The sequence below is a fragment of the Streptomyces sp. NPDC093111 genome (genome assembly GCF_040683955.1).
Classification (GTDB): domain Bacteria; phylum Actinomycetota; class Actinomycetes; order Streptomycetales; family Streptomycetaceae; genus Streptomyces.
Genome location: NZ_JBFBNW010000002.1, coordinates 511642 through 533696, shown reverse-complemented (window position 1 = coordinate 533696; position 22055 = coordinate 511642). Strand labels below are relative to the sequence as shown.

Sequence of the window (22055 nt, the reverse complement as noted above, 5' to 3'; positions counted from 1 at the left end):
CAGCGGAATCGCGAAGCGACGCGACCGCAGGGAGCGCCCTTGACGGCCCGGCCACGGGGGCCACACTCGGAAAAAGGGCGGCCGCACCAGAAGCCAACCCACCACCCCCACCCCTAGAACCCGTCCGACCTCGGCCCGAACTCCCCCATAGGCAACTCGCCCACCCCGTCCTACGATCACGCTCATGTCGATCACCTCGCCCATCCCCGTCCTCCGTGGTTCCGGGGACTCGGTGCTCCAATCCGACGGCGACGCGCTGCTGTTGCGGCGCGCCGACGAGGAAGCGCGGATACCGCTGGCCGCCATCGGGCGAGTGCGGGCCGAGGGGCGCGCCGTCGAGGTCGTTCTCGTAGCGGCGGACGGGGCCGAGGCGGCCGTGCACCGGGTCGACGGCGTGAGCGGAGCCGCCGCCACCGTCTTCGCCGAGGCCGTGAACCGCACCCTGCCCGAGCGCGCGGAGGGCGCGGCCCTGTTCGACGGCTCGGCCCTCGTCACGGTCCGCACGCTCTCCGACTCCGAGGAGCCAGGCCGCGGCCTTAGCCAACGGGACCTCAAGCGGCTGGTCATCGGCCTCTTCCTGGCGCTCCTCCTCGCCTCCGTCGCCAACGGCGTCTTCGGCGGATCCGTCGGCATCGCCGTCCTCGTGTTCCTCTCCGGTTCCGTCGGCGCGGCGATCACGCTGTTCGGCATCGGAGGTCTCTGGGTGCAGTTCGAGCGGTGGCGTCTGCCCCGGTACGGCATCACCGTCATCGCGCGGAAGCACCCCGAGCAGTACCGCACGTACATCTACACGGACACGGACGGCGTGGCCCGCACCCTGTACGGCCGCAGCGAGGAGCCCGAGATCGAGGTCGCCTACCATCCCCGTAACCCGAGGAACGCGGTGGTCAGGCTCTCCCCCGGCAAGCTGGTCTTCGACTCCCTCTTCTCCCTGGCCATCCTCCTCTTCGGCCTCGCCGTCGACACCGGCACCGCGATCATGGCCGTCGGCAACTTCCTGGGTGAGTACACGGACTTCTGACCGCACCCCTCCCACCCCTCATCCCCCCTCACCCCTCACCCCTCATTCACTTATGGAACCCATAAGTCCGCCTTATGAGGCCATAGACCGGGGGCGGGTACTCATTCGTTTGGCGCATTATTTAGGGTGACCTAAGTGCGGCGGGCCCCTGCCGACACGTCGCTTGCGAAGGGAAACCCGTCATGCCCCGCCCCCTCCGTGTCGCGATCGTCGGCGCCGGCCCCGCCGGGATCTACGCCGCTGACGCGCTGCTGAAGTCCGAGGCCGCCACCGAGCCGGGTGTGTCCATCGACCTCTTCGAGCGGATGCCCGCCCCCTTCGGCCTGATCCGCTACGGCGTCGCGCCCGACCACCCCCGCATCAAGGGCATCATCACCGCCCTCCACCAGGTCCTCGACAAGCCGCAGATCCGCCTCTTCGGCAACGTCGACTACGGCACCGACGTGCACCTGGACGACCTGCACGCCTTCTACGACGCCGTGATCTTCTCCACCGGCGCCACCGCCGACCGCGCCATGAACATCCCGGGCATCGAGCTCGACGGTTCGTACGGCGCCGCCGACTTCGTCTCCTGGTACGACGGGCACCCGGACGTCCCCCGCACCTGGCCCCTGGAGGCCGAGAAGGTCGCCGTCCTCGGCGTCGGCAACGTCGCCCTCGACGTGGCCCGGGTCCTCGCCAAGACCGCCGACGAGCTGCTGCCCACCGAGATCCCCGCGAACGTCTACGAGGGCCTCAAGGCCAACAAGGCGCTGGAGATCCACGTCTTCGGCCGTCGCGGCCCCGCCCAGGCCAAGTTCAGCCCCATGGAGCTGCGCGAGCTGGACCACTCGCCCACCATCGAGGTCATCGTCAACCCCGAGGACATCGACTACGACGAGGGCTCCATCGCCGAGCGGCGCAAGAACAAGCAGACCGACATGGTCGCCAAGACCCTCGAGAACTGGGCCATCCGCGACATCGGCGACCGCCCGCACAAGCTGTTCCTGCACTTCTTCGAGTCGCCCTCCGAGATCCTCGGCGAGGACGGCAAGGTCGTCGGCCTCCGCACCGAGCGCACCGAGCTCGACGGCACCGGCAACGTGAAGGGCACCGGCCAGACCACCGACTGGGACGTCCAGGCCGTCTACCGCGCCGTCGGCTACCTCTCCGACGAGCTGCCCAAGCTGCCCTGGGACGCCGCCAGCGGCACCGTCCCGGACGCGGGCGGCCGGGTCGTCGAGGAGAGCGGCGCCCACCTGCCCTCCACCTACGTCACCGGCTGGATCCGGCGCGGCCCCGTCGGCCTCATCGGCCACACCAAGGGCGACGCCAACGAGACCGTCGCCAACCTCCTGGACGACCACGCCAACGGCCGGCTCCTCGCGCCCGAGTCCCCGCAGGAGGACGCCGTCGTGTCCTTCCTGGAGGGCAAGGGCATCGCGTACACCACCTGGGAGGGCTGGTACGCGCTCGACGCCGCCGAGAAGGCCCTCGGCGAGCCGCAGGGCCGCGAGCGCGTGAAGATCGTCGAGCGGGACGAGATGCTGCGCGCCAGCGGCGTCGACCTGGGCTGATCCCTTCTCGCCCACCCCTTCGGGCCTTCCCGGTCCTACGCTGAGAGGACCGGGAAGGCCCGAAGGGAAGTGACGCGATGGGCGTCATCGGCGGCGTGAGCGGCACCGGCGGCGTGGACGTCATGAGCGGCGTGGCTGGCACGGGCGGCACCGGCCTCGTGGGTGGCACAGGCGTCGCGGGTGGCACCGGCGCCGTAAGCGGCACAAGTGTCGCGGGAGCATCGGGCGCCCCCGGAGCCGACCCGCGTGCGGTCTACGAACGCCTCCACTCCGCCGACCGTCACCCCACCGGGCCCCTCGGCCCCCTCCACCCCCGCGATCTCGACGCCCTCGCCGACTCCGCCTGGTGGTCCGGCCGCGTCGACGAGTCGGTCTCCGTGCGCCTGCGTGCCCACTCCGCGCACCTCGCCGAGGGTGACTGGCGGGGCGCCGGGCTCTCGGCCTGGTGGCTCCACCACGCGTACGGGCGGCTCGGGCGGCCCGTCGCCGCGGCGGGCTGGCTGCACCGGGCCCGGCATCACCTGGAGGGGCGGCCCGACTGCCCCGAGCAGTGCCTCCTCGCCCTCACCGACATCGACGAGGCCCAGGCGCACCACGACCCGGCGGCCGCGCTCGCCGCGGCCCGGCGCACGCACCGGCTCGCCGCCCGTTCCGGCAGCCCCGAGCTCCTCGCCCTGAGCCGCCGGGCCCAGGGCGCCCTGCTCCTGGCCCAGGGCCACCGGGCCGAGGGACTCGCGCTGCTGGACGCCGCGATGGGCGCCGCCACGCGCGGTGAGCTGGGCGGGACGACCACCGGCCTGCTGTACTGCCTGGCCCTCGACACGTGCGCCGGCGCGGCCGAGTTCGGGCGCCTGGCGCGGTGGACGGGCGCCGCGATGAGCTGGTGTCCCCCGGCGCCCAACCCCTTCCGCGCGCCCTGCCGGCTCCATCACGTCGAGGTGCTCGACCTGCTCGGCGACTGGGCGCGCGCCGAGGAGGAGGCGCTGCTGGTCTGCCAGGAGGTCCTGGAGGACGGGCTCGGCACCGCGGCGGCCGCCTCGTACGCCGTGGGCGAGGTCCAGCGCCGGCAGGGCCGCCTGGAGGAGGCGGCCCGCTCGTACGCCCGCGCCCACGCACTGGGCCGGGTCCCTCAGCCGGGGCTGGCCCTGCTCCGGCTCGCCCAGGGCCGTGCCGACGCGGCGCTGGCGGGGCTGCGGCTCGCCCTGGACTGCCAGAGCGACCCCGGGCACGCCGTCCTCGGCCGGGCCCGCCTGCTCACCGCCCTCGTCGAGGTGCGCCTCGCGGCCGGCGGGCCCGGTGCCGCCGCCGAGGGGGCGGTGAGGGAGCTGGAGGAGCTGGCCCGCGCGCGGGGCGTGCCCCTGCTCGCCGCGATGGCCGCCACCGCGCGCGGGGCGCTCGCGCGGGGCGCGGCGGCGCGGGAGCCGCTGCGCCGGGGGCTCACGCTCTGGCGGGGGCTGAGGATCCCGTACGAGGCGGCACGGACGCTGATGCTGCTCGCGGCGGCGGAACGGGCCGCCGGCGACCCGGAGTCCGCCCGGCGCGCCCTCACCGCCGCCCACACAGCCTTCCAGCGCCTCGGGGCCGCCCCGGAGGCCCAGAAGGCGCAACAGGCCGCCCAAGCCGACCGACGGCGCGCACGGAACTCCCCCGCACGCCCCTCGAACACCGCACGCCCCTGAGAGCTACCCCCTAGGGAGCCGTCCCCAGGCATCCATCCCCAGCGAGCCACCCCAGGCAGCCGTCCCCAGCGAGCCATCCCGGGCCCACCGAGCGGAATCAGCCACCCGCCCCGGCCAGCAGCGCGCACCGTGGTCCGCCCTACAACGGCGTAGTCCGCGCCGTAGCCAGCAAGCGTGCCGTGTCGTCCGCGCACAGTGCGAGCGCGTTGCCCACCGTGCCCAGGACCTCGCGCTCGGCCGGGGTGTACGGGCCGTCCGCGAGGGCGATGCGGGCGCCCTGGAGCAGGATCGATTCGCGGCCCGCTGCGGCCAGGTGCGGGGCGAGGGGTTCGAGGGCTTCGTGGAGTTCGATGGCGAGGGCCGCTCCTCCGCTGCTGATGTCGGGGAGGAAGCGCCCGGTGTCGGCGGCGAGGGCCTCGACGAGGTCGACGAGCTGGAGGGCCGTACAGTCCGTGAACCCGGCCGCCCGGACGCCCGCGGCGGCGGTGTCGACGGCGGTGCGGGAGGTGGTGCCGCCGGCGGCGAGGACGGCGAGGGCGACGGTGTGGACGGCGTCGCGGAGCATCGCCGAGAAGCGGCCGGTGGTCGGGTGGGTGAGCGCGTCCGTACCGAAGTGGGTGTGGCAGGCGGCGCACTCGACGACGGGTCCCGCGCTGCCCCGGGGCAGCAGCGGCACGCCCAGGAGGGCGAAGCGGCGGCGCCCGGTGCGACGGCGGTAGTTGCGGTCTCCGCCGCACTCCTCGCAGAAGAACTCGCCGTCGCCGACCGTGTTCCACGAGGTGCGGATGCCGCAGAGAACCCTGCTCCGGTCCGATGAGTTCCGCGCTGACCGCACGCCGCACCTCCTTCACGTCCCGGCAACATTGCCGGCGTTGGCGTGATGTTAGCCACATCGATGATGCGGCGTCAGCACCTCGTCAGCAGAACGCAACGGAGATGGCCGAGACCCGCCGGGCTCCACGGGGGCCCGGCGGGTCTCGTTCAGGGGGTCAGGAAGCGCGCTTGCGCAGCTTCGCGAAGGCCAGGAGGCCGCCGCCGAGGAGGACGACCGCTCCGGCGACACCCATCGCGGCCGGCCCGAAGGCCGAGCCGGTGGTGGCGAGATCACCCTCCGGGGTGGACGAGGGGGACGGCGCGGGGGCGCCCTCGGACTCGGTGGAGGAGGGGGTCGGGGAGGCCGGGGCGGACGGGTTCGACTCCGACGGGGTGGGGGTGGCCGTGCCGGGCGGGGTGGTGGCCGGGGTGGTCGGGACCGGCGGCTTGCTGGGGACGTCCGTCGGGGTGGGCTTGGGCTGCTCGGGGGTGACCGGGGGCTTTCCGGGGGTGGTGCCGGTGGGCAGGCAGCCGGTGAAGTTCATCTGGTGGGTCTCGGCGCCGGGCACGGTGAGCAGCTTCTCGGCGACGACGGAGCCGTTGACGTGGCCCGGGCCGACGCCGGGGCCGCCCATCTCGACGGTGGCGTTCGGCGCGAAGATCGTGCCGGGCCAGGAGGTGTAGTTCTTCTTGACGCTCTCGGCCTGCGGGAAGTTCCACAGCAGCTTGGAGCGGACGCTCTTGAAGGCGTCGCTGCCCGCGTTGTAGTCGTCCATGACCAGCGCGCCCTTGGCCTCGTCCCAGAGGTAGACGCCGTAGGTGGGGGCGGTGCTCATGTCGTACGAGCCGCCGAGGACGTTGACGAGGGTGGAGGAGCCGGCCGGGACCTTGAGGGATATCGCGCCGGCCTTCTGGAGGTCGGCGGCGGCGACGGCGAAGACGTTCAGCTTGGCGTCGGTGCCGGTGAGCATGAGGCCCTGGTAGTCGGTGGAGCGGCCGACGGTGCCGTTGGGCTCGACGGCGGCCCAGCCGGCGGAGAGGGTGCGCAGGGAGGTGAACTCCTTGCCGAAGTCGATCGGCGAGGGGCCTTCCTTCACCTTGTCGCCGTCGACGCCGAAGCCGGAGCCCTTGGTGGAGCGGTCGACGACCTTGCCGGCGATGCCGGTGCCCTTGTCGAGGACGACCTGGTTGGCGTACAGGGTGCCGCCGACGACGAGGCTGTGGCCGCCGGGGAGCGCCGCGAGGTCACCGGAGGTGAGGCGGTTGCCGATGGAGAAGCCGGAGGGGCGCTTGGGGTCGCCGAAGGTGGCGTCGCCGCCGACCGCGACGGCGCCCTCGGAGTCGGAGTGGCGTACGGAGTCCTTCTCGACGAACTCGGCGTAGCGGCCGGCGGTGCCGAGCGGATTCGTGTCGCACGCGGTGCTGGCGGAGGCGGCGGGGGCCCAGGTGAGGGCGGCACCGGTCACGGCGAGGACGGCGGCCACGGCGGCGGACGTGCGCATGCGGGCTCCAGGTCGAGGAGTGCGGGGAGGAAGGGTCCCGAGGGGGATGCCGAGGGGCTGATCCGTGGGGACGAGCCGACCTTCCGCCATGCGCTGATGTGGCGTCAACTCATCTGATATCCCGCCGATTCCGGCATGTCGTGAGGATCTTCCTTAAGTGAACCTGAAACGGTGACGCAGATCACAGCCGACGGGGGTTCACGGGCCGTGGAACGCCGCTGCCCCGCGCCCCCGGAGGGGTGCGGGGCAGCGGCCCGGGTGCCGGGTCAGCGGGCCGAGCGGTTGACCGCCGAGACGACCGCCTTCAGCGAGGCGCGGGTGGTGTTGGCGTCGATGCCGATGCCCCACAGGACCTTGCCGTCGATGGCGCACTCGATGTACGAGGCGGCCTGCGCGGAGGCGCCCTCGCTCATCGTGTGCTCCTGGTAGTCCAGCAGGCGGGCGTCCACGCCGACGGCCTGCAGCGCGGCGAAGAAGGCGGAGATCGGGCCGTTGCCGGAGCCGGTCAGGACCGTCTCGGTGCCGTCGACGACCGCTTCGACCTTCAGGGTGTCGGTGCCGTCCGTGTCGGAGGTCGACTGGCCGGAACGCAGCTGGATGCGGCCCCAGCGAGCCGCGGTGTCGTCCGGGCTGGGCAGGTACTCGTCCTGGAAGACGGACCAGATCTGCGCCGGGGTGACCTCGCCGCCCTCGGCGTCGGTCTTCGCCTGGATGATCCGCGAGAACTCGATCTGCATGCGGCGGGGCAGGTCCAGCTTGTGGTCGTTCTTCAGAACGTACGCGATGCCGCCCTTGCCTGACTGCGAGTTGACCCGGATCACGGCCTCGTAGGAGCGGCCGACGTCCTTGGGGTCGATGGGCAGGTACGGGACCGCCCACTCGATGTCGTCGACGGTGACGCCCTTCGCGGCCGCGTCGGCCTCCATGGCGTCGAAGCCCTTCTTGATGGCGTCCTGGTGGGAGCCGGAGAAGGCGGTGTAGACCAGGTCGCCCGCGTAGGGGTGGCGCGGGTGGACCTCCATCTGGTTGCAGTACTCGGAGGTCCGGCGGACCTCGTCGATCTGCGAGAAGTCGATCTGCGGGTCGACGCCCTGGCTGAACAGGTTCATGCCCAGGGTGACCAGGTCGACGTTGCCGGTGCGCTCGCCCTGGCCGAACAGGCAGCCCTCGATGCGGTCGGCGCCGGCCATGATCGCCAGCTCGGCCGCGGCCACCGCCGTACCGCGGTCGTTGTGCGGGTGCACGGACAGGCAGACGTGCTCGCGGCGGGTCAGGTTGCGGGACATCCACTCGAAGCGGTCCGCGTGCGTGGAGGGCGTCGAACGCTCCACGGTGGCGGGCAGGTTGAGGATGATCTCGCGGCCCGGGCCGGGCTGCCAGACGTCGCAGACGGCCTCGCAGACGTCCAGGGCGAAGTCCAGCTCGGTGTCGGTGAAGATCTCCGGGCTGTACTGGTAGCCGAAGGTGGTCTCCGGGCCCAGCAGCTTCTCGGCGTACTCCATCACCAGGCGGGTGCCGTCGACGGCGATCTGCTTGATGTCCTCCTTGGAGCCGCGGAAGACGACCCGGCGGAAGGTGGGCGCGGTGGCGTTGTACAGGTGGACGGTGGCGCGCTTGGCGCCCTTCAGGGACTCCACGGTCCGCTCGATCAGGTCCTCGCGGGCCTGGGTCAGTACGGAGATGGTGACGTCGTCCGGGATCGCGCCCTCTTCGATGATCGAGCGGACGAAGGCGAAGTCCGTCTCGCCGGAGGACGGGAAGCCGACCTCGATCTCCTTGTAGCCCATGCGGACCAGCAGGTCGAACATCTCGCGCTTGCGGGCCGGGCTCATCGGGTCGATCAGGGCCTGGTTGCCGTCGCGCAGGTCCGTGGAGAGCCAGCGGGGAGCCTTGGTGATGCGCCGCTCGGGCCAGGTGCGGTCGGGGATCTCGACGGCCTCGTACCGTCCGTACTTGTGGACGGGCATCCCGGACGGCTTCTGCAGGTGCGTCGCGGTGGTGACGGGCGTCGGACGGCTGACGAACGGAGACTGGGACATTGCGTAGGGCTCCTCGGAGGTCCTGAGAGAGGGACGGCCGACTGTCGAACGCAACACCGAAACCCGCGGGGAGGGGGTCGGCCTACGACTACAGGCCCTCGCCGCGGCAGCTAAGGAGAAGCAGCCCGAAACGCATGATGTGCGTCACCATAGCCCAGCACCGGCGGAGGCGGACGTCCCGTTTCAGTATGCGGGACGGGGTCGGCGTCAATACGGAAAGGTGACCCATCACTCCATTTCACCAATCATGGTCGCAAGCCGTGACACGGGCACCACTCAGTGCCACATTGCTGCCATGACTCCCCACTTCTGCACGATCGTCCCGCCGCACATCCTGGAGCGCCTGGCCCGGTCCGAGAACCCGGCCGTCGCCGCGGCGGCCCGGCGGACCCTCGCGGTCGACGCCGCGCAGCGCACCACCCGCCGGCTGGCCCCGCCCGCCGACCGCGCCGGGACCACCGGCACCGTCCAGCGGACCATCTACGACACGGGCAACAGCACCACGCTGCCCGGCACCAAGATCCGCGACGAGGGCGGCCCCGCGACCTCCGACGCCACCGCCAACCGGGCGTACGCCGGCCTCGGCGCCACCTACGACCTGTTCGAGAAGGTCTACGGCCACGACTCGATCGACGGCGCCGGCATGCCGCTGCTGGCCACCGTCCACTACGACGAGAAGTACGACAACGCGTTCTGGAACGGCGAGCAGATGGTGTTCGGCGACGGTGACGGGGAGCTCTTCCTCGACTTCACCATCCCGGTCGACGTCATCGGCCACGAGCTGACCCACGGCGTCACCCAGCACTTCGCGAACCTCGCCTACTACGGCCAGTCGGGCGCGCTCAACGAGTCGGTCTCCGACGTCTTCGGCTCGCTCGTGAAGCAGTACGCGCTCGGCCAGTCGGCCGACCAGGCCGACTGGCTCATCGGCGCCGGTCTGCTCGGTCCCGCCATCGACCGGGGCGTGGCCCTGCGCTCCATGAAGGAGCCGGGCACGGCGTACGACGACGACGTCCTCGGCAAGGACCCGCAGCCCGCGACGATGGCCGACTACGTCCGTACGCACGCGGACAACGGCGGCGTCCACATCAACTCGGGCATCCCCAACCACGCCTTCTACCTGGTCGCCACCGCCCTCGGCGGCAATGCCTGGGAGCGGGCCGGGCAGATCTGGTACGACACCCTGACCGGCGGCACGCTGGACCAGGAGGCCACGTTCGCGGAGTTCGCGAAGGCCACCGTCGCGGCGGCGAAGGCCCGCTACGGCGACGGCGACGAGACCAAGGCCGTCACCGACGCCTGGACGACGGTCGGCGTGCCGACCCGCTGAGGGTGCGGTAGACAGGCCCCATGAAAATTCGCGTCGTACGCACAGGGGGCTTCGCGGGCATCGAGAAGTCGGCGGAGGTGGAGACCGTCGGCAGACCCGACCACGAGCGGCTCCAGGCCTTGGCCCGCGAGGCCCTCGCCGCGCCGCCGCCGCCGGAGACCCGCGGGGTCCCGGACGGCTTCGGCTACGAGATCACGATCGACGGCAAGACAGTGAAGTGGGCGGACCCCCACCTCACCGAGGAACAGCGCGAGCTGATCCAGCTCGTCCTGAAGGAAGGCGCGTGAGAAAGGCGCGTGACGGCCGCGGGACCTAGAAGCCCAGCTTCCTGAGCTGCTTCGGGTCCCGCTGCCAGTCCTTGGCCACCTTCACGTGCAGATCGAGGAAGACCGGGGTCCCGAGCAGCGCCTCGATGTGCTTGCGGGACTTCATGCCGACCTCCTTGAGGCGGCTGCCCTTGGGGCCGATGATGATGCCCTTCTGGCTGGGGCGCTCGATGTACACGTTGGCGTGGATGTCGAGCAGCGGCCGGTCCGCCGGGCGGTTCTCGCGCGGGATCATCTCCTCGACGACCACCGCGATGGAGTGCGGCAGCTCGTCCCGTACGCCTTCGAGCGCGGCCTCGCGGATCAGCTCCGCGACCATGACCATCTCGGGCTCGTCGGTGAGGTCTCCCTCCGGGTAGAGCGGCGGGGACTCCGGCAGCAGCGGGATGAGCAGGTCGGCGACGAGCTGGACCTGCTTGTTGCCCACGGCCGAGACGGGGACGATCTGCGCCCACTCGAAGCCGAGCTCCTTGCCGAGCTGGTCGATGGCGATCAGCTGCTCGGCGAGGGTCTTTGAGTCGACCAGGTCGGTCTTGGTGATGATCGCGACCTTGGGCGTCTTCTTGATCTCGGCGAGTTCCTTGGCGATGAAGCGGTCGCCGGGGCCCAGCTTCTGGTCGGCGGGCAGGCAGAAGCCGATCACGTCGACCTCGGCCCAGGTGGTGCGCACGACGTCGTTGAGGCGCTCGCCGAGCAGGGTGCGCGGCTTGTGGAGCCCGGGGGTGTCGACCAGGATCAGCTGGGCGTCGGGGCGGTGCACGATGCCGCGGACGGTGTGCCGGGTGGTCTGCGGCCGGTTGGAGGTGATGGCCACCTTCTGTCCGACCAGAGCGTTCGTGAGGGTGGACTTGCCCGCGTTGGGGCGGCCGACGAAGCAGGCGAAGCCGGCCCGGTGGGGGGCGGTGTTCTCATCAGTACGAGCGCTCATGGGGGTCATTCTCCCCGATGGACGGCCGCCTCACGTACTCAGCGCCCTGCGACGCCGTATCCGCAGGCCGAAGAGCCCGGCCGCGGCCCCGGCGACGAGCACCGCGAGGGGCAGCCACGGCAGGGCGAGGAAGGACACCCGGCCCGACTCGCGGACGTCCTTGGCGGTCGCCGTCAGGGTCAGCTCGCCCCAGTCGAGCTGCGGCGATCCGGTCCACCGCTCGCTGAGCCGGATCTTCTGCCGGGGCAGCAGTTCGGCGGGGAGCCGGTCGAGGTCGCGGGTGAGCAGGGTGCGGCCGAAGAGGCCCTGGGCCTTGAGGGCGACCTTGGGGCTGAGGGTGACGTTCCCCCGGTTGTAGAGGGTGTACGAGACGACGGCGGTGCTCGTGCCGGTGCCGGGGACGAGCGGCCGGTCCTGTTCGAGGGTGACGTCCTCGACGCCGAGGGCGGGCACGGTGGGCCCGCCGACCCGCAGGTAGACGCGGGCGCCGACGGCGCGCTGCACGCCGAGCGCGACGGAGCCGCCGGAGCCCTTGGCGACGCGTTCGTCGAGGGCGACGACGGCGCCGGGGTGGTCGCCGGGCGCGGCGTCGGCGGGGACGGTGAGGGTGTAGGGGACGGTGACGGAGGAGTGCGGCGGCACGGTGACCCGGTCGCGCTCGGGCCGGATCCAGGCGCCGGCGCCGGTCTGCTTCTCCTGCCGGGTGCGGACGGCGAAGCCGCCGTCGCGTTCGGTGTTGTAGGCGTCGGCCCCGTACAGCAGGAAGCTGAGCGGGGCGGCGGTCTTGTTGGCGACGGTGACCCGGTCGGTGACCGTGCCGCCGGGGTCCGCGGAGAGGTAGAAGTACGGGCGGCTGCCGAGCCGCGAGGCCGCCGGGTAGACGGCCCACTCGCCGTTGTCGGCGGCGGAGGCGGGCGCGGCGGCGGGACCGCCGAGCAGCAGCACGGCGCCGAACACGCTCAGGGCGCGAAGGACGCTCAGGAGGAGGACGTACGGCTTGCGCACGGGTGCGGACCCCTTGGAGTGGGTGACGGGCCGGCCGGGTGCGCGGCCGGCCCGTCGGGCGGTCAGGACAGCGTCAGCGTGAGCACGCCCGCGTAACCGCCGGGCGCCGTGAACGCCGGGACGTCGAGGGAGAGCCCCGCGTCGATGGTGAACTCGCCGCCGGTGAGGGCGCCGTTGGGCGTGGAGGCGAGGGTGGCGCCGGTGCCGCCGACGGGGCCCGCGGTGCCGGGGACACAGGTGCTGGGGCTGCCCGCCTTGGTGGTGCAGGACGGCGTCCAGCTGAGCCGGTCGGCGCCGATCGCCCCGCCGGGCCCGGTGAAGTCGGTGACCTTGCCGGTCAGGGACCAGCCCGCGGGGCCGCCGCGGAAGTCCTTGACCGTCACCGTCTGCAGGGGTCCGGTGGCGGCGCCGCCCTGGCCGAAGTCGACGGCCGAGAGCTGCACGGCGTCGCCGGCCTGGGTCATCGACAGCTGGCCCGCCGTGACCGAGGCCGTGATCTTCTGGCTGTTCGGCGGGGTCGGGGTGTCGTCGATGACCTGGTACGCGACGGGGCCCGCGCCCTTGTCGGGGTCCCAGGCCGCGCCCTCGTAGGCCACGATCCCGGTGGTCGCCTTGTCGTTGACCTTCAGGCGGGCCGCGAAGCCGCCCTCGCTGTCGGTCGTGACGGTCATCCGGTCGGCGGTCTCGGCCCCTCCGGCCCGGCCGACGACGGTGACCTCGGCGAGCGGGGTGAACTTGGCGCCGGAGACGGTGACCCGGACGCCGGGCGCGCCGGAGGCGTTGTCGAGCTGGAGCGCGCGCTCGTTGGCGCCGGGCTGCGCGGTCGCCGTGACCGTCTCGGAGACGGGTGCGTTGGCGACGGTGCAGGGGGTGTCCAGCTCCATGATGTAGCTGGTGTGGATGTTGTAGTCGCCGGGCGAGAGGGTGATCGAGCCGGGCGTGGTGACCGTGAAGGTGCCGGTCATGGAGAACGCGGGGAAGGTGCCCTTGCCCGGGATGGGCGGGTTCTTCTTCTGTCCGGTGACGGTGACCGCGCCGGACTGGGCGCCGCCGACGGCGACCTTGCCGCTCGGGGTCATGATGTCGGCCGGGAGGGCGAGGTCCACCGGGTTGGAGGCGGCGGGCTTGGTGACCGTGTAGGTGACCTTGACCGTGTCGCCGACCTTGGGCGCGGCGTTGTCGACGGTGATCTGCGCCGTGGTGGTGCCGTCGATCGGCGGGATGCCCGCGATCGGCGGCGGCACGCAGTGCGTGGCGAAGTCGACGGGCTGGGAGGTCGTGGTGGCTCCGGCCGGTGCGGCGAGCGCGCCGCCGGCGGTGAGCGCGAGCGCGGTGGCGCCGAGGACGGCCGTCCAGCGACGCCGTCTTCGAGCCGCCGCGCGGCTTCGTTCGAGTGCCATGTGGGTCCCCTCCTGAGGGATGAGAGGGCGCCATTGACGGCTGCGGGCCGAGAGAAGTCAATGGAATCCGGACCCAGCGACTGATGACCCATCAGATACTGTCAAGATCACCGCACTCCCGGGTTTCCGCAGGTCAGAGAGGTGGCGGGGAGGACCGGAACGGGAGCGGACACAGCAACGACCGGCACCGCCCTCGGCGGTACCGGTCGGCCGTGCGGGTGGGGCTCAGCTGAACACGAAGGGTCCTGGCGTCTGCGAGGTGAGGGCGTCGCAGTTCACGGTGACGCCGAAGATCACCATCTTGAGCGCGGTGCCCGCGAAGTACGAGTTGAGACTGTCACCGGAGGCGACGGTCCCACTGAGCGGGCCCATGGTGACCGAGGTGTTCGCGGGGATCGCCGGGTTCTTGGTCCCGGTGAACACCCGGGTACCGCCGCCGGCCTTGGCCAGGGTCAGGGTGGAGCTGATGGTGTCCTTGCCGACCGAGATCGGCGTCTTCACCGCGGAGGTGATGGTGATCGTCGCCGCCGTGCCGGTCTGCGTGGCCGTCAGGGTGGCGCTGCCGCCGCCCCAGGACCCGCAGTCGTAGGTGGCGGTGGCCGTGCCGGGCGACACGGCGTAGGCACCCGGCGCGAGGGCGAGGCCGGTGGCGGCGAGCGCTCCGGTGAGCACCGCGACGGCTCCTAAGGTGCTTCTGCTTCTCATCACGAGGTCGTACCCCTTCCGATGACGAACGCAGGGGTGCGGACACTGCGTCTGAGATGAGATCTGACGGCCCGTCGGGCCGGTCGCTGTTATTGATGCGCACCGGAGCGGGGAAGGCAAGAGAAGTTCCGTTGATCCTTCACAAACACACAAGAGGCCCGGCACGGGGTGCGTGCCGGGCCCTCGCGGGTGGATCCGGGGCTCAGCCCGCGGAGACCGCCGCCTTGAGGCGCCCGTCCGTACCGGCCAGCAGCACCGGGGTCCCGGGCCCGCCCAGGTCCCGCACCGCCGCGCGGTCCGCGTCGGAGGCGGCCTCGGCGGTGGAGACGACGGCCGCGGCCTCCAGCGACTGGGCACCGCTGGCCACCGCCATGGCGACCGCGGTCTGCAGCGCGCTGAGCTTGAGCGACTCCAGCGCGACGGTGCCGGCGACGTACGTCCGCCCGGTCTCGTCACGTACCGCCGCACCCTCGGGCACCCCGTTGCGGGCGCGGGCGCTGCGCGCCAGCGTGATGATCTTGAGGTCCTCGGCTCCGAGGTCGTCGTGCTCGCGGTTGAGTGTCATGATCCGAGGATAGGACGGCCCACCCCGGCCACGAGCGGACGCCCGCCCAACGGACACCGGCTTACCGAAGCCCGGACACCGGCCCGTCGCCCCGCCCGGGAACGCCCGCCTCAGCCCGCCACCGGATACATCGCCCCGCGCCGCCCCTCCGGGGAGACCAGCCACTCCAGCTTGGCGGCGGTGTCCGCCTCCTGGAGGGGGGTGTGCAGGACGATCACCAGGTCGGGGCGGGCCGGGACGCGGAGCTGGGTGGCCTCCACGACCAGCGGGCCGACCAGCGGGTGCTCCATCTCCTTGCGGTTCTGGCCGCCGGGCAGGATGTCCCGGCGCTGCCACAGCTCCGCGAACTCCTCGCTCGCCGCCTTGGCCTCCTCGACCACCTGCCGGAAGCCCTCGTCGTCCGGGCACTCCGAGCAGGCCGAGCGGAACTGGGCGACGACCTTCGGCGCGAGCTCCTGCCAGCGGGGCGAACGCACCCGGTAGAGCGGGTCCGTGAAGAAGGCGATCAGGCAGTTCTGCACGATCTCCGGGCGCATGCCGAGCACGATCGACGCCGCGTCGTTGTACATCACGGTGTTCCAGTACTGGTCCATGATGTGCGCCGGGAACGGCATCCACGTGTCGATCAGCCGCCGCAGCCCGTGGCACATGTCCCGGTCCTCGGGGGCGAGCTCCGGGGCCGGCGGGTTCAGCGCCGCCAGTACGTACAGATGGCGCCGCTCGGTCGGGCTCAGCCGCAGCACCCGCGCCACCGAGTCGAGGACCTGCGCCGACACCGTGATGTCCCGGCCCTGCTCCAACCACTGGTACCAGGACACCCCGACCCCGGCGAGGACGGCGACCTCCTCGCGGCGCAGCCCCGGCGTGCGACGCCGCGCACCGCCGTCCGGCAGGCCCGCCTCGGCGGGGCTGACCCGGGCACGACGGCTCCTCAGGAACTCGCGGAGCTCGGCCAGTCGGTGCGACTTCGCGTCGACGCTCTCCAGTGGCGTGGCCACGTGTGCTTCCTCCCCCTGGCTGCCTGGTGGTGCGACCAACAGGATAAGTTCCCGCTCCCCACCGTTGTTCCCGAGCCACCAGAGTCGTGGGCATGGCAACCGTGACCTCTCCCGACTCTCCCCCGACCCGGCGGACCCCGTCCGCTCCCGCCCCGGCGCCCGCTCCCCCGGCGCTCTCCGGCCGCGGCCGGCTCATCCTGATCGTGCTGTGCGCCGCCCAGTTCATGGTGGCCCTGGACTTCTCCGTGCTGAACGTGGCGCTGCCGGTGCTCGGCGCCGACCTCGGCCTCAGCCCCGCCGCGCTCCAGTGGGCGGTCACCGCCTTCGCCCTGCCGTCGGGCGGCTTCCTGCTGCTGTCCGGCCGGCTCGGCGACCTGTACGGACGCAAGAAGCTGTTCCTGACCGGCCTCGCGCTGTTCGGCGCGGCCTCGCTGCTCGCCACCCTCGCCTGGGACCCGGCCTCCTTCCTCACCGGGCGCGCCCTGCAGGGCGTCGGCGCGGCGATGATCGTGCCGACCGGCATGTCGCTGCTGACCACCACCTTCCCCGAGGGCCCGCAGCGCGACCGGGCGCTCGGCATCTCCGGCACCCTGCTGTCGCTGGGCTTCACCGTCGGCATGGTCCTCGGCGGCGTCATGACCGACGCCCTGGGCTGGCGCTCCACGATGGCCCTGCTCACCCTGTTCAGCGTGCTCGTGCTGCCGCTGGCGCCGGGCCTGCTGCCCGAGTCCCGCACCCCGGAGCGGCCGAAGCTGGACGTGCCGGGCGCGGTGACCGTCACCGGTGGTCTGCTCGCGCTGATCTACGCCCTGTCGACGGCGGCCGAGCGCGGCTTCGGCGGCGCGGACGTGCTGGTCACCCTGATCGCGGGCGTCGGCCTGCTGACGGCGTTCGCGGTCGTCGAGTCCCGCAGCTCCGCACCGCTGGTGTCGCTGCCGATGCTGAGGCGGCGCACGGTCGCCTTCGGCAACCTGGGCGGGCTCGTCACCTTCTCGATGATGTCGACGGTGGTGTTCGCGCTGACCCTGTACCTCCAGGAGACGCTGGGCCTGTCGGGCTTCCGCACCGGTCTGGTCTTCGGCGTCCAGGGCGTCCTGTCGGTGTTCGCCGGCTCGCTGGCCCCGAAGGTGATCGGCCGCTTCGGCGCCCGCCGCACCCTGGTGGTCTCGCTGCTCGCGCAGGGCCTGTTCACGGCGGCGATCCTGGGCATCGGCACCTCCTCGGGCGCCCTCCTCGCGACCGTCTTCGTCTCGCTGGCCTCGATGTTCCACCTGGGCGCGATCATCGCGTACGGCGTGACCGTCACCTCGGGCGTGCCCGACGAGGAGCAGGGCCTGGCCACCGGTCTGGTGACCACCACCCAGCAGGTCGGCATCACCGTCGGCATCCCGCTGCTCGGTGTGCTCGCCACCACGGGCGAGAACCTGTACGGGGGTGTCCGCACGGTCCTCGCCCTGGACGCGGCGATCGTGCTCGGCGCGGCCGTGGTGGTCGCGCTCGGGCTGCGCCGGCGGTGACTCAGGGGCGGTCGAGCCGGAGCCGTACCGCCTTCGGCAGACCGGCGACCACGAGGTCGTACGAGTCCTCGACGAGCTCCCGGACCATCCGGTCCGGGAGTTCGCCGACGGTCACGGTGTTCCAGTGCCGCTTGTTCATGTGGTAGCCGGGGGCGATCGCCGGGTGCTCCTCGCGGAGCCGTACGGCCTCGTCCGGATCGCACTTGAGGTTGATCCGCAGCGGCTCGGAGTCCAGCGCCGACAGCGCGAACATCTTCCCGGCGACCTTGAAGACGGAGGTCTCCGGCGTGAACGGGAACTCCTCCGTGGCGTCGTTGAAGTCCAGGCAGAAGGCACGCAGCTGGTCGGGGGTCACGACTCCGGATCCTCCTCGGTGCCGGCCGGCGCGACCGGTTCGGCGAGCACGGTCACGATCTTGTTCCGGCGGCCGGCCGGGGACTCGGCGGTCAGCCGCAGCCGCCGCCCGTCGGGCAGCTCCACGACGGCGTTGGCCCCGGCGATCGGGACCCGGCCGAGGGCCTTGGCGAGCAGTCCGCCGACGGTCTCCACGTCCTCGTCGTCGTACTCGTCCGGCCCGAAGCCGTACAGCTCGCCGAGGTCGCCGATGTCGAGGCGGGCGGTGACCCGGTAGCGGTCGTCGCCGAGCTCCTCGACGGGCGGCAGCTCCCGGTCGTACTCGTCGGTGATCTCACCGACGATCTCCTCCAGGATGTCCTCGATGGTGACGATGCCGGCCGTGCCGCCGTACTCGTCGATGACGACGGCGACGTGGTTGCGCTCCTGCTGCATCTCGCGCAACAGGTCGCCCGCGTTCTTGGTGTCGGGCACGAAGGCCGCCGGGCGCATCGCCGTGGACACCAGGTCCGCCTCGGCGTCCCGGTTGATGTGCGTCTTGCGGACCAGGTCCTTCAGATACACGATGCCGACGATGTCGTCCTCGTTCTCACCGGTCACCGGGATGCGCGAGAAGCCGGAGCGCAGGGCGAGGGTGAGGGCCTGACGGACGGTCTTGTACCGCTCGATGCAGACCAGGTCGGTGCGCGGCACCATCACCTCGCGCACCAGGGTGTCGCCCAGTTCGAAGACGGAGTGCACCATGCGGCGCTCGTCGTCCTCGATGAGCGACTCCTGCTCGGCGAGGTCGACCATCGCCCGCAGCTCGGCCTCGGAGGCGAACGGGCCCTTGCGGAAGCCCTTGCCGGGCGTGAGGGCGTTGCCGATGAGGATGAGGAGCTGCGGGATCGGGCCCATGATCCGGGCCAGCGGCAGCAGCACGTACGCGGCGGCGGTCGCCGTGTTCAGCGGGTGCTGGCGCCCGATGGTGCGGGGGGAGACGCCGACGGCGACGTACGACACCAGCACCATGACGGCGATGGCGACGAGCAGCGCCTCCCAGGTCTCCGGGAACTCCTCCAGGCAGGCGTACGTGACGAGGACGCCGGCCGCCATCTCGCAGGAGACCCGGACGAGCAGCGCCACGTTGAGGTAGCGGGTCGGGTCGGCGGCGACCTGCGCCAGTTTCTCGGCGCCGCGCCGCCCCGACCGCACGGCCTCGGCGGCGCGGAAGCTGGAGACGCGGGCGAGTCCGGCCTCGGCGCAGGCGGCGAGCCAGGCGACGACGACCAGGGCGACCGCGCCCAGGATCAGCTGAGCACTCATGGCCGCCCGCTCAGGAGACGGTGGGGGCCGGGGACGGGCCGGTCAGGCCCTTCTCCGCGCGCCAGCCGTCCACGATGGCGGCCTGGAGACCGAACATCTCGGCCTTCTCGTCCGGCTCCTCGTGGTCGTAGCCGAGCAGGTGCAGCACCCCGTGGACGGTGAGGAGCTGGAGCTCCTCGTCCATGGAGTGCTGCGTCGGGGCGTCCTTGCCCTGCTGGGTGGCGACCTCGGGGCAGAGCACGATGTCGCCGAGGAGGCCCTGCGGCGGCTCCTCGTCGTCCTTCGCCGGCGGACGGAGCTCGTCCATGGGGAAGGACATGACGTCCGTCGGGCCCGGGAGGTCCATCCACTGGATGTGGAGCTGCTCCATCGCGTCGGCGTCCACGACGATCACCGAGAGCTCGGAGAGCGGGTGGATGCGCATCCGGGCGAGCGCGTAGCGGGCGATGTCGAGGATCGCCTGCTCGTCGACCTCGGTTCCGGACTCGTTGTTGACGTCGATCGACATGTGCTGCTGTTTCTACTTCCCGTTGCGGCCGCCGCCGCGGCTGTCGCCACGGCCCGCTTTGCGGCCCTCGTTGCGGATGTCGTACTGCTCGTACGCGTCGACGATACGGCCGACCAGCTTGTGCCGTACGACATCCTGCGACGTGAGCGTCGAGAAGTGCACGTCCGGGACGCCCTCCAGGATCTCCCGGACCTGCCGCAGACCGCTCTTCGTGCCGCCCGGCAGGTCGACCTGGGTGATGTCACCCGTGATGACGATCTTCGAGTCGAAGCCGAGGCGGGTGAGGAACATCTTCATCTGCTCGGGGCTCGTGTTCTGCGCCTCGTCGAGGATGATGAACGCGTCGTTGAGCGTCCGGCCCCGCATGTACGCCAGCGGCGCGACCTCGATCGTCCCGCTCGCCATCAGCTTGGGGATCGAGTCGGGGTCGAGCATGTCGTGCAGCGCGTCGTAGAGCGGGCGCAGATACGGGTCGATCTTCTCGAAGAGCGTGCCGGGCAGGAAGCCGAGCCGCTCGCCCGCCTCGACCGCCGGCCGGGTCAGGATGATCCGGGTGACCTGCTTGGACTGCAGGGCCTGGACCGCCTTGGCCATGGCCAGATAGGTCTTTCCGGTACCGGCGGGGCCGATGCCGAAGACGATGGTGTGCTTGTCGATGGCGTCGACGTAGCGCTTCTGGTTGAGGGTCTTGGGGCGGATCGTGCGACCGCGGCTGGAGAGGATGTTCTGCGTGAGCACCTCGGCCGGGGTCTCCTGGCCGCCCTCCCCCTCACCGTTCTCGCTCGCCCTGAGCATGGCGATCGAGCGTTCCACTGCGTCCTCCGTCATCGGCTGACCGGTGCGGAGCACCAGCATCATCTGGTCGAACAGGCGCTGGATCAGCGCGACTTCCGCGGCGTCCCCGACCGCGGTGACCTGGTTGCCCCGGACGTGGATGTCCGCGTCGGGGAACGAGTCCTCGATCACGCGCAGCAGGCTGTCACCGGATCCCAGGACGGTCACCATGGGGTGCTTGGCGGGGACGGTGAAGAGCGCGCGGGCCTGTGCGTGCGTCCCGTCGAGGGGCGCGCCGTCGTGGGCTGTGGGTGTCTGAGTCATGGGCCGGCACTGGGGCCTGCACATACCTCCCGTTGCAGGGTTCTCGCTGCTCGACAACCTCTCGGATACCAAGCCTACGACTCGGTACGGACAACCCCGAAGCGGTTTACGGGAGACGGGCCGGGGCGCCCGTTCAGGAGGCGGGCGCCGAGCGGAAGCCGATGGTGGGGACGGCGCGGCGCGGCGGCCAGGCGCGGTCGGGGACCGGCAGCAGCCGCTCCAGGAAGGCGTAGCGGCTGCGCAGCGCCTCCGGGTCCTGGCCCTCGTGGCCCTGGACCGTCTGCCACCAGGCGGCGATCTCGCCCCAGGTGGGCGCGGAGAGCGAGCCGCCGAACTCCTGCACGGACAGCGCGGCGGTCAGCCCGGCGAAGGCGAGCCGGTCGGCGAGCGGCCAGCCGGCCAGGGTGCCGGTGACGAAACCGGCGACGAAGACGTCCCCGGCGCCGGTCGGGTCGAGCGCGGCCACCTGGATCGCGGGCACCTCGGCGGTCTCGCCGGTGGCCCCGTCCACGGCGTAGGCCCCCTCGGAGCCGAGCGTGACGACGGCGTAGCGCACCTTGTCGGCGAGGGCGCGGGCGGCGGCGCGCGGGCAGTCGGTGCGGGTGTAGCGCATGGCCTCGGCCGCGTTGGGCAGGAAGGCCTCGCAGTGCTCCAGGTCGCCGAGACCGGCCAGGTCCCAGCGGCCGGTGTCGTCCCAGCCGACGTCGGCGAAGACCTTGGCGCCGCCCCGGGCGGCCCTGGCCACCCACTCCTCGCTGCGGCCGGGCACCAGGGAGGCGACGGCGGCGCGGGCGTGCGGCGGGTAGGCGTGCGACGGGTAGGCGGGCAGGGAGCCGTCGAGCGGCGGGGCGGCGTGCCCGTGGGACACCATGGTCCGCTCACCCTCGTACGCCATGGAGACGGTGACGGGCGAGTGCCAGCCGGGCACGGTCCGCGACAGCGAGAGGTCGATGCCCTCGCCCTGCTCCAGGGCGTCCCAGCAGTACTCGCCGTAGTGGTCGTCACCGAAGGCGGCGGCCAGCGAGGTGCGCAGCCCGAGACGGGCCAGCGCCGTCGCCATGTTGGCGACCCCGCCCGGACTGGATCCCATCCCCCGGGCCCAGGACTCGGTGCCGCGCACGGGGGCGCTGTCGAGGCCCGTGAAGATGATGTCGAGGAAGACGGTGCCGGTGAGGAAGACGTCGCAGTCGGGGTCGGTCGGCTCGCGCAGCCGGACCAGCGGGTCGACGTCGGTGTCGCGTTCGGTCACGGCAGGCTCCCCGGTCGTGGTGCGGCGGATCGGCACCCTGGTGCTGATCCGGACAGTGTGCCCGAAGGGGGTGGCGGGACAGGGGTGACGCAACGAGGTCGTCGCTTGATACCCACAGAACCCCATCCCAAACCGATTGTGACTCGTATCACGGTTC

The 22055-nt window shown here is 72.0% G+C and carries 20 protein-coding genes; 6 read left to right on the top strand and 14 right to left on the bottom strand.

Annotated elements, in window-relative coordinates:
- Window positions 1–184 precede the first annotated feature (184 nt).
- The 3 genes from AB0Q96_RS04770 (at window position 185) to AB0Q96_RS04760 (ending at window position 4256) form a co-directional block, all read left to right on the top strand.
- Window positions 185–1021, top strand: a complete 837-nt coding sequence (locus tag AB0Q96_RS04770) for a hypothetical protein (protein WP_365321644.1) — start codon at window positions 185–187, stop codon at window positions 1019–1021.
- Between the two features lie 182 nt (window positions 1022–1203).
- Window positions 1204–2577, top strand: coding sequence for an FAD-dependent oxidoreductase (locus AB0Q96_RS04765; RefSeq protein WP_365321642.1), 1374 nt, complete (start codon window positions 1204–1206; stop codon window positions 2575–2577).
- Between the two features lie 77 nt (window positions 2578–2654).
- Window positions 2655–4256, top strand: a complete 1602-nt coding sequence (locus AB0Q96_RS04760) for a tetratricopeptide repeat protein (protein ID WP_365321641.1) — start codon at window positions 2655–2657, stop codon at window positions 4254–4256.
- Between the two features lie 139 nt (window positions 4257–4395).
- On the opposite strand, the gene AB0Q96_RS04755 is transcribed toward AB0Q96_RS04760, so the two are convergent.
- From AB0Q96_RS04755 to leuA, 3 genes are all read right to left on the bottom strand, one after another.
- On the bottom strand, window positions 4396–5091 hold the full coding sequence (locus AB0Q96_RS04755) for a TerB family tellurite resistance protein (protein WP_365321639.1): 696 nt from the start codon (window positions 5089–5091) through the stop codon (window positions 4396–4398).
- 154 nt (window positions 5092–5245) lie between these two features.
- Window positions 5246–6571, bottom strand: coding sequence for a choice-of-anchor A family protein (locus AB0Q96_RS04750; protein WP_365321637.1), 1326 nt, complete (start codon window positions 6569–6571; stop codon window positions 5246–5248).
- A 266-nt stretch (window positions 6572–6837) separates the two neighbouring features.
- Window positions 6838–8610 (bottom strand): 2-isopropylmalate synthase, encoded by a 1773-nt coding sequence (gene leuA / locus AB0Q96_RS04745; protein ID WP_365321635.1) that lies wholly within the window; start codon window positions 8608–8610, stop codon window positions 6838–6840.
- Between the two features lie 295 nt (window positions 8611–8905).
- Here leuA and AB0Q96_RS04740 point away from each other — a divergent pair, with 295 nt between their 5' ends.
- Together AB0Q96_RS04740 and AB0Q96_RS04735 are read left to right on the top strand one after the other, a co-directional pair.
- Window positions 8906–9940, top strand: coding sequence for a M4 family metallopeptidase (locus AB0Q96_RS04740; protein ID WP_365321633.1), 1035 nt, complete (start codon window positions 8906–8908; stop codon window positions 9938–9940).
- 20 nt (window positions 9941–9960) lie between these two features.
- Complete coding sequence (locus AB0Q96_RS04735; RefSeq protein ID WP_365321632.1) at window positions 9961–10227, top strand: protealysin inhibitor emfourin; 267 nt, start codon at window positions 9961–9963, stop codon at window positions 10225–10227.
- A gap of 25 nt (window positions 10228–10252) precedes the next feature.
- Here the strand turns inward: AB0Q96_RS04735 and era are convergent, their stop codons facing one another.
- From era to AB0Q96_RS04705, 6 genes are all read right to left on the bottom strand, one after another.
- Complete coding sequence (era, locus tag AB0Q96_RS04730) at window positions 10253–11194, bottom strand: GTPase Era (protein WP_046905659.1); 942 nt, start codon at window positions 11192–11194, stop codon at window positions 10253–10255.
- Between the two features lie 30 nt (window positions 11195–11224).
- Window positions 11225–12199, bottom strand: a complete 975-nt coding sequence (locus tag AB0Q96_RS04725) for a DUF916 domain-containing protein (protein WP_365321630.1) — start codon at window positions 12197–12199, stop codon at window positions 11225–11227.
- A 62-nt stretch (window positions 12200–12261) separates the two neighbouring features.
- On the bottom strand, window positions 12262–13599 hold the full coding sequence (locus AB0Q96_RS04720) for a beta-xylosidase (protein WP_365321628.1): 1338 nt from the start codon (window positions 13597–13599) through the stop codon (window positions 12262–12264).
- A gap of 225 nt (window positions 13600–13824) precedes the next feature.
- Window positions 13825–14304, bottom strand: coding sequence for a hypothetical protein (locus AB0Q96_RS04715; protein ID WP_365321626.1), 480 nt, complete (start codon window positions 14302–14304; stop codon window positions 13825–13827).
- 202 nt (window positions 14305–14506) lie between these two features.
- Entirely contained in the window at window positions 14507–14869 is a 363-nt protein-coding gene (locus tag AB0Q96_RS04710; RefSeq protein WP_365321624.1) for a cytidine deaminase, read from the bottom strand.
- Window positions 14870–14979: 110 nt separating this feature from the next.
- Window positions 14980–15867, bottom strand: a complete 888-nt coding sequence (locus tag AB0Q96_RS04705) for a helix-turn-helix transcriptional regulator (protein WP_365321623.1) — start codon at window positions 15865–15867, stop codon at window positions 14980–14982.
- A gap of 92 nt (window positions 15868–15959) precedes the next feature.
- On the opposite strand from AB0Q96_RS04705, the gene AB0Q96_RS04700 reads away from it, so the two are divergent.
- Complete coding sequence (locus AB0Q96_RS04700; protein ID WP_365321621.1) at window positions 15960–17384, top strand: MFS transporter; 1425 nt, start codon at window positions 15960–15962, stop codon at window positions 17382–17384.
- Between the two features lies 1 nt (window position 17385).
- On the opposite strand, the gene AB0Q96_RS04695 is transcribed toward AB0Q96_RS04700, so the two are convergent.
- From AB0Q96_RS04695 to AB0Q96_RS04675, 5 genes are all read right to left on the bottom strand, one after another.
- Window positions 17386–17739: an MmcQ/YjbR family DNA-binding protein gene (locus AB0Q96_RS04695; RefSeq protein WP_365321619.1), complete on the bottom strand. Its 354-nt coding sequence runs from the start codon at window positions 17737–17739 to the stop codon at window positions 17386–17388.
- A complete protein-coding gene (locus tag AB0Q96_RS04690) occupies window positions 17736–19043 on the bottom strand; it encodes a hemolysin family protein (protein ID WP_365321617.1) in 1308 nt (435 codons plus the stop codon). The genes AB0Q96_RS04695 and AB0Q96_RS04690 overlap by 4 nt, the downstream gene beginning before the upstream one ends.
- Before the next feature lie 10 nt (window positions 19044–19053).
- Complete coding sequence (gene ybeY / locus AB0Q96_RS04685) at window positions 19054–19551, bottom strand: rRNA maturation RNase YbeY (protein WP_329420475.1); 498 nt, start codon at window positions 19549–19551, stop codon at window positions 19054–19056.
- Between the two features lie 12 nt (window positions 19552–19563).
- A complete protein-coding gene (locus tag AB0Q96_RS04680) occupies window positions 19564–20649 on the bottom strand; it encodes a PhoH family protein (protein WP_365321615.1) in 1086 nt (361 codons plus the stop codon).
- Between the two features lie 133 nt (window positions 20650–20782).
- Window positions 20783–21898: a PfkB family carbohydrate kinase gene (locus AB0Q96_RS04675; protein WP_365321613.1), complete on the bottom strand. Its 1116-nt coding sequence runs from the start codon at window positions 21896–21898 to the stop codon at window positions 20783–20785.
- Window positions 21899–22055: the final 157 nt, after the last annotated feature.